Annotated in this window: 7 protein-coding genes and 1 pseudogene; all 8 read left to right on the forward strand. The window is 51.0% G+C overall.

What is annotated here, in order from left to right; genetic code table 11:
- Window positions 1-81 precede the first annotated feature (81 nt).
- The 8 genes and pseudogenes from ftsH to ABY436_RS09235 all read left to right on the forward strand — a co-directional run bounded on the left by ftsH (window position 82) and on the right by ABY436_RS09235 (window position 7,782).
- Entirely contained in the window at window positions 82-1,929 is a 1,848-nt protein-coding gene (gene ftsH, locus ABY436_RS09200; RefSeq protein WP_372738677.1) for an ATP-dependent zinc metalloprotease FtsH, read from the forward strand.
- A gap of 98 nt (window positions 1,930-2,027) precedes the next feature.
- A pseudogene (locus ABY436_RS09205) lies at window positions 2,028-2,236 on the forward strand (TraR/DksA family transcriptional regulator).
- Window positions 2,237-2,487: 251 nt separating this feature from the next.
- On the forward strand, window positions 2,488-2,559 hold the full coding sequence (pqqA, locus tag ABY436_RS09210; RefSeq protein WP_084332595.1) for a pyrroloquinoline quinone precursor peptide PqqA: 72 nt from the start codon (window positions 2,488-2,490) through the stop codon (window positions 2,557-2,559).
- Between the two features lie 110 nt (window positions 2,560-2,669).
- On the forward strand, window positions 2,670-3,602 hold the full coding sequence (gene pqqB / locus ABY436_RS09215; RefSeq protein WP_372738678.1) for a pyrroloquinoline quinone biosynthesis protein PqqB: 933 nt from the start codon (window positions 2,670-2,672) through the stop codon (window positions 3,600-3,602).
- A gap of 8 nt (window positions 3,603-3,610) precedes the next feature.
- The gene (gene pqqC, locus ABY436_RS09220; RefSeq protein ID WP_372738679.1) at window positions 3,611-4,384 is read left to right on the forward strand and encodes a pyrroloquinoline-quinone synthase PqqC; all 774 of its coding nucleotides are present in this window, start codon (window positions 3,611-3,613) and stop codon (window positions 4,382-4,384) included.
- Window positions 4,381-4,656: a pyrroloquinoline quinone biosynthesis peptide chaperone PqqD gene (pqqD, locus tag ABY436_RS09225; protein WP_372738680.1), complete on the forward strand. Its 276-nt coding sequence runs from the start codon at window positions 4,381-4,383 to the stop codon at window positions 4,654-4,656. The genes pqqC and pqqD overlap by 4 nt, the downstream gene beginning before the upstream one ends.
- Window positions 4,653-5,810 (forward strand): pyrroloquinoline quinone biosynthesis protein PqqE, encoded by a 1,158-nt coding sequence (pqqE, locus tag ABY436_RS09230; protein WP_372738681.1) that lies wholly within the window; start codon window positions 4,653-4,655, stop codon window positions 5,808-5,810. The genes pqqD and pqqE overlap by 4 nt, the downstream gene beginning before the upstream one ends.
- A complete protein-coding gene (locus tag ABY436_RS09235; RefSeq protein WP_372738682.1) occupies window positions 5,791-7,782 on the forward strand; it encodes an alpha/beta hydrolase family protein in 1,992 nt (663 codons plus the stop codon). The genes pqqE and ABY436_RS09235 overlap by 20 nt, the downstream gene beginning before the upstream one ends.
- The last annotated feature ends 10 nt before the right edge of the window (window positions 7,783-7,792 follow it).

Genomic DNA, 7,792 nt, shown 5'->3' on the forward strand with positions numbered 1-7,792 from the left:
TAGCATGCCCGTCGGAAACACGCTGCCCGCTGTTTCGCTATCGCAGCCAAAGTGTAGAACCTTCGGCAAACGGAGAAAATCATGAACCGTGAACATCAGATAAATATCTGGTACGTGCTGCTTGCTGTGATGGGCATTGTGTTCCTCCGCGATTATTGGGTGCAGGTTAACACCATCGAGCCCATTCCCTACAGCCAGTTCGAGACGTATCTTGATCAGGGCGTGATTGAGAACGTGGTGATTGGCAGCACCTCCATCAGCGGTACTTTTTCTAGCCCGGTGAATGGCAAAACTGGTTTCGTCACTACGCCGGTCACCCCCGATCTTGCCAAACGCCTGAATCAAACCGGCGTAACCTATTCAGGCGCCGTCGAAAATACGCTGTTCACCGCGTTACTGTCCTGGATTCTGCCGACGCTGTTTTTTGTCGCTATCTGGCTGTTTTTGATTCGTGGTATGGGCGGTAAGCAGGGCTTGGGCGGAATGATGGCGGTGGGTAAAAGCAAAGCCAAAATCTACGTGGAAAGTGATACCAAGGTGACCTTCGCCGATGTTGCCGGTGTGGATGAAGCCAAGGCTGAGTTACAGGAAGTTATCGATTTTCTCCAGAACCCCCGTGAGTACGGCAGCCTGGGCGCGCGAATGCCAAAAGGCATTTTGCTGGTGGGGCCACCCGGTACCGGTAAGACAATGCTGGCGCGGGCCGTCGCCGGGGAAGCCGCGGTTCCGTTTTTTTCTATCTCAGGATCTGAATTTGTTGAAATGTTTGTAGGTGTGGGTGCAGCGCGAGTTCGCGACCTGTTTGAACAGGCTCGTGGAACGGCTCCGGCCATTATCTTTATTGATGAGTTGGACGCATTGGGCCGGGCCCGCAGCGCCGGCACAGTACAGGGTGGCAACGATGAGCGCGAACAGACCCTGAATCAACTGTTATCGGAGCTGGACGGTTTTGATCCGGGTAAGGGAGTGGTGCTGCTTGCGGCGACCAATCGGCCGGAAGTTCTGGACCCGGCATTGCTTCGGGCCGGGCGCTTTGATCGGCAGGTGTTGGTAGACAGGCCAGACCGGGCGGGGCGTTTGCAGATCTTGCAGGTCCATATGAAAAAAATTGTACTGGCTCCGGATATGGAGCTGGACGACATTGCAGCGCTAACCACCGGCTTTTCTGGTGCAGATCTGGCTAACCTGGTGAACGAAGCGGCATTGCTGGCCACGCGGCGCCGGGCCTCGCAGGTGACCATGGCCGATTTTACCGGCGCAATCGAGCGTATTGTTGCCGGCCTGGAAAAGCGCAACCGCCTGATCAACCTTCGTGAACGCAACATTGTGGCCTATCACGAAATGGGACACGCACTAGTCAGCATGGCGTTGCCCGGGGTGGATGAGGTTCACAAAGTGTCCATCATCCCACGGGGCATCGGAGCCTTGGGTTACACTATCCAGCGCCCGACCGAAGATCGCTTTCTAATGACTGAAAGTGAGTTAAGGGACAAGATCGCGGTGTTGATGGGTGGGCGCGCGGCAGAGAAGTTGATCTTTGATCACCTGTCTACCGGAGCGGCTGACGACCTGGCCCGAGCCAGTGATATTGCTCGCTCCATGGTTGTGCGCTATGGCATGGACGCTAAATTAGGCAACGTCAGTTATGAAGCGGAGAGAAGTAGTTTTCTTGGCGACCGAACCCCCGGCTATCTTGAGCGCAATTACAGTGAGGCGACTGCAGAAGCAGTGGATGATGCCGTGCGTGAGCTGCTGAGTGAGGTATCCGGGCAGGCCTTTGACATTCTGGCCAGTAACCGGGATATCCTGGAGCGCGCAGCCAGCCGCTTGCTGGAAGTTGAAACTCTGGACCAGGCAGAGTTGCGCGAACTGGCGCAAGGTTTGCGACATGAGTTTGCAGATAAGACGGCAACAACGGCAAGCGTCTGAGGTTTTTATGGTTTAAGGCCTCTGCTCACTTGCTGAAGGGTAAAATGTATTCCGGCTGAGCCCATGTATACATTTATAACAGAACAGAGGTATCAGAGATGGCGGGAGGTTGGGCCCGGGACGGGGCAGTACAGGATCAGATTGACGCTAGCGCAGAAGATGCGGTGAAACGAGCAAGGAGCACTATCCAATCCGGAGAAAGCGCCGGGTTCTGCGAAAAGTGTGGTACTGCCATTCCAGAAGCAAGGCGAACAGCAGTGCCGGTGGAATAAACCGTCGTGGCAGTAAAGATAGCCAGCTCAGGTGACTCACGCTTAAGCTTGCTCGTTTATTCCATCTGCTTTGCTTTCCTGCCGGATTAATACCCTTTTGATTTATAAGCGGTATATCAATGTGCACTTGCGCTTTGGGCTGGTTGCAAGAGTTCTCTCCTACGACCAAAACAGGTAATTTTTCGTTCCAAAGTACCATATAGGTAAAGATTGACCTCTCCTATGATAAAGTGATTCTTCGGACATTTCTGAAGATCACTCAATAACAACAAGAGAGGTACTTTATATGTGGACTAAGCCAGCTTATCAGGATCTGCGTATCGGCTTCGAAGTAACTATGTACTTCGCAAACCGTTAAGCGTTCCGGCACTCTGAATAAGGAGTGCGAAAGCCAGTACCGGGTTCATGCTCCCCGGTACTGTGCCCTCTTAAAATAATAACTACTCTCTTCCGGGCACTGAGTCTTTTATGAAAATACAGGTATTAGGTTCTGCCGCGGGTGGCGGTTTTCCACAATGGAACTGCAATTGCCGCAACTGCAAGGGTTTTCGGCAGGGTACGCTGAATGCTAAAGCGCGTACGCAGTCTTCGATTGCCGTTAGTGTGGATGGAGTCGAGTGGATTCTGTTTAACACCTCACCGGATATTCGCGAACAGTTAGCGTCTTTTGCTCCGATGCAGCCTGCCCGTACTATTCGCGATACAGGCATTGCGGCTATTGTTTATATGGATAGCCAGATTGACCACACCACAGGTTTGCTAATGCTGCGTGAAGGTTGTCCGCATCAGGTATGGTGTACCGATATGGTCTATCAGGATCTGACGACAGGTTTTCCTGTGTTCTCTATGTTGAAGCACTGGAATGGCGGTATTGAGCGCCATACCATCCCTGTTAGTAGCGATAGCAATGCCCAAGGCAGCAGTTTTGTGGTACCTGAGGTACCGGAGCTAAAACTGACCGCTATTCCTTTGCGCAGCAGTGCGCCGCCTTATTCGCCACACCGTAATGATCCTCATCCCGGGGATAACATAGGTATTCTCATAGAAGACACGCGCAGTGGAAAAACACTCTTCTATGCCCCGGGGCTTGGCAAGATCGAACCCCATTTGAACCCCTTGATGTCAAATGCCGACTGCTTGCTCGTCGATGGCACCTTATGGCAGGAAGATGAGATGATTACCGCCGGTGTTGGCGATAAGCTGGGTGTCACCATGGGGCATCTGCCACAATCCGGTGAGGGTGGCATGATTGAGTATCTGGATACGCTGGAAAAACCGCGCAAGATACTTATCCACATCAATAATACCAATCCGATTCTGGATGAGGACTCAGCCGAGCGTAAAGAAGTAGAAGCGCACGGTATTGAGATCTCTTATGACGGAATGAGTATCGAGTTGTAGGTGCGCTGATGAGTAACCCGACTAATTTCACAGATACATTGCCATTGACACGTAAAGAGTTTGAGGCTGCTTTACGTGCCAAGGGGAATTTTTATCATACTCAGCACCCGTACCATGTCGCTATGTACGAAGGCCGCTGCACACCTGAGCAGATTCGTGGCTGGGTAGCGAATCGCTTTTATTATCAGATCAGTATTCCGGTAAAAGATGCGGCGATTATGGCTAATTGTCCAGATCGTGATGCACGTCGTCAGTGGGTGCAGCGGATACTGGATCACGATGGTTATGAGGGAGCCGAAGGCGGTATTGAAGCCTGGTTACGTTTAGGTGAATCGGTAGGTTTAACCCGCGAAGAGATCATATCCGAAGAGCATGTGTTACCGGGTGTGCGCTTTGCCGTGGATGCTTATATTAATTTTGCCCGGCGAGCTAACTGGAAAGAGGCGGCCAGCTCCTCCTTAACTGAGCTGTTTGCGCCGACGATTCACCAGAATCGGTTGGATACCTGGCCCACTCACTATCCGTGGATTAATGCTGATGGGTATCAGTATTTTCGTAACCGCTTAACCGAAGCGCGTCGTGATGTAGAGCATGGCTTAACCATTACGCTGGATCATTACACGACCCGTGAACAGCAAGAACGTATGCTGGAGATATTGCAGTTTAAGCTGGATGTCCTCTGGAGCATGCTGGATTCCATGACAATGGCTTACGAGCTGAACAGACCTCCTTACCATACGGTAACGGATGAGCGCGTATATCATCGGGGGCTATCCGTATGACCAGCTTAGAGATGATTCCGGTATTGGAAAAGATGTTCCGGTTTCAGTGGGAAGAAGCGCAGCAGTCTTATGTATTGCTCTACCCGGAAGGTATGGTCAAGCTGAACGGGCCGGCAGGAGAGATTTTGTCGCTGGTGGATGGTCAGCGGAATCTGATTCAGATCATTGATCTGCTGATGGAAAAGTATCCGCAAGCGGAAGGCTTGAATGACGATGTGCTGGCATTTATTGATGACGCCATGAAGCAGCATTGGATACGGGGGTTAGTATGAGTGGTAGTTGTCAGGGGAAACCCTCTGCATTACCGGAAGCTCCCTCTCATGGGCAGCCATTGTGGCTATTAGCTGAGTTAACTTATAAGTGCCCATTACAGTGCCCTTACTGTTCTAATCCTAAAGACTTTGCTGATTTTAGCGAAGAGCTGACCACTCAAGAGTGGATTAAGGTCTTTGAAGAAGGGCGTAAGCTGGGTGCCGTCCAGTTGGGGTTCTCCGGTGGCGAGCCACTGGTCAGGCAGGATTTAAGCGTACTGATTAAGGCGGCGCGCGATCTGGGTTATTACACGAATTTGATCACCTCGGGTGTTGGCCTGAATGAACGCAAGGTTGCAGAGTTTCGTGATGCCGGTCTGGATCATATTCAGGTCAGCTTTCAAGCCAGTGATGAAACCGTTAATAATATGCTGGCAGGTTCGCAAAAAGCCTTTCAGCAAAAATTAAAAATGGCGCGCGAAGTTAAAGCACAGGGTTATCCTATGGTGCTTAACTTTGTTACGCATCGCCACAATATAGATCAGATCGACCGTATCATTGAACTCTGCATTGAACTTGAAGCCGACTATGTAGAGCTGGCGACGTGTCAGTATTACGGTTGGGCCTTCGAGAACCGCCAGCAATTAATGCCTACACGCGCTCAATTAGAGCGTGCCGAGCGTATTACCAATGAATACCGCGCTAAGCTGGCTGCAGCCGGCAACCCGATTAAGCTGATATTCGTCACACCTGATTATTACGAAGAGCGTCCCAAAGGCTGTATGAACGGCTGGGGACAGGTATTTCTCACAGTAACGCCAGATGGTCAGGCGTTACCTTGTCACAGCGCCAGAATGCTTCCTATTGAGTTTCCAAACGTACGTGAACATACGCTTGATCATATTTGGAATGAATCATTTGGCTTTAATCACTTTCGTGGTTATGAGTGGATGAAGGAGCCGTGTCTTTCCTGTGATGAGAAAGAGAAGGACTTTGGCGGCTGCCGTTGTCAGGCGTATATGATGACCGGCGATGCGCATAATACCGACCCCGTCTGTAGTAAATCGCCAAACCACGATATGATTCTACAAGCGCGTGCTGAGGCTGAAGCGCCTGCTGCCGAGCCTTTTTTGTATCGTAACGAACGCAATTCCCGTGTCTTCTGCAAAGGTTAAACCACTCACCCAATCTATAAACCCTGACACAAACCACGTCAGCGCTGAGCAGGCGGTCGCCGGGCTTAAAGATTATGGCCAGCTCGCCTGCGATACCGACGGTGTTTTATTCTGGGTGGAGTATCGTCCTGAAGAGGCCGGCCGTAACTGCTTAATTCGTTATGCCGATGGAGTTGCGCAAAACCTCACACCGCCAGGCTTTGATGTGCGTAGCCGCGTGCATGAATACGGTGGTTTAAGCTGGTGTCTGCTGGATTCGCAAAGCTGGGTTTTTGTCAACAAACAGGATCAGCAACTCTATCGGCAGCAGATCAACGCTGAAAAGCCTGAGCAGTTAACATTCCTTATGGAATCTCGTTTTGGTGAGCCTGTGTATGATGCGATTCATCATCGGGTTCTGATGATTGAGGAGCAGCATTTTAGCGAATTACATTCTTCTGAGAATGTAATAAATCGCTTGGTATCCCTGTCTCTGACGAGCGGCGAAATAGAGGTGCTCCATGAAGGGCATGACTTTTATAGTTCGCTGGTGCTTTCCGGGAATGGCCGGCAATGCCTGTTTATTAGCTGGGATCACCCCCATCAACCATGGACCGCCACCCAGTTGCATCATGGTTTTTTTGGGCCGGATGGCCTGATTGAACGACAGCAGATACTGGCCGGACAGGGTATGAATACATCAATTCTGCAGCCTTCGTTTGATCATGACGGTGGTATCTGGGCGATGAGTGACCAGTCCGGGTGGTGGAATTTATGCCGTTATTATCTTGCTGAGCAACGCTTACAGCCTTATTGGCAGGTAGACGCCGATTGTACAACGGCTCCCTGGCAGTTTGGCGGGTATCATTATCATGTGTCGGAACAGCAGGTCACCGTGATTCGCCTGCAGGAAGCAGCGGCAGATCTTTTACAATTGAAAAGCGCCGAGGTGGTTCAGCAGCTCGCCAGTGAATACAGCCAATTTAGAGCGGTCACTCTATCACAGAATAAAATCTATGCAGTTGCCAATGCCCTGGCTGGTTTGCCGCAAGTGATTGAAATTGATCAGCTTAGTGGCCACATCCGGCAGTTATCAACACCTGTTGACAGCGTGACTACAGAAAGCCCGGCTACAGATAACCCGGCTTTAGATAGAACGGATGTGGATAGTTTGGCTGTGGATAACTTGTCTGTGCCGCAGCACATCAGTTTTCCGGTAGGCGATCAGCAAGCCTTTGGGTTTTTTTACCCGCCGGTAAAGTGTGACTCTACAAAGGAGGATTCGCAATCAGCCGATAGTAGCTCGTTACCGCCGGTTGTGTTCTTTTTTCACGGCGGCCCTACCGCCTGCACTTATCCGGTGCTGAATCCGCGTATACAGTATTGGACGCAGCGCGGTTTTGCTGTGATGGATCTTAACTACAGAGGCAGCAGCGGCTATGGCCGGGCTTATCGCTTATTACTGCATAAACGTTGGGGGATATCGGATGTCGAGGATGCGGAAGCAGCGGTGCAGTATTTATCGGATAAAGGCTTAATTAATCCTCAACAGGTATTTGTTCGTGGTAGCAGTGCCGGCGGTTTTACGGCATTGGCAGCCTTGGCTTTTTCCGATAAATTCTCCGGTGGTGCCAGCCTCTATGGTGTGACCGACCCGCTAGCACTGGCAAAAGCCACGCATAAGTTTGAATCTCATTATCTGGACTGGCTAATTGGCTCGCCTGTCACCGAGAAAGACGTTTATCAGGCACGCTCACCGTTAGCGCATGCCAGCCAGATCAAAGTCCCCGTGATCTTTTTTCAGGGAGAACTAGACGCCGTTGTGGTACCAGAGCAAACGCGAGCGATGGTAGCGGCGCTGCAACAGCAGCAAATCCCTGTTGAAGTGCATTACTATGCGCAAGAAGGGCATGGCTTCAGATCTGCAGAGAATCTCGCCGATGCGCTGGAAAAAGAGTATCACTTTTACCAGCGTATTATTGGCGTAGAATAATCGCTTGGTA

The organism is Neptunomonas sp. (genome assembly GCF_041601355.1).
Lineage (GTDB): Bacteria > Pseudomonadota > Gammaproteobacteria > Pseudomonadales > Balneatricaceae > Neptunomonas.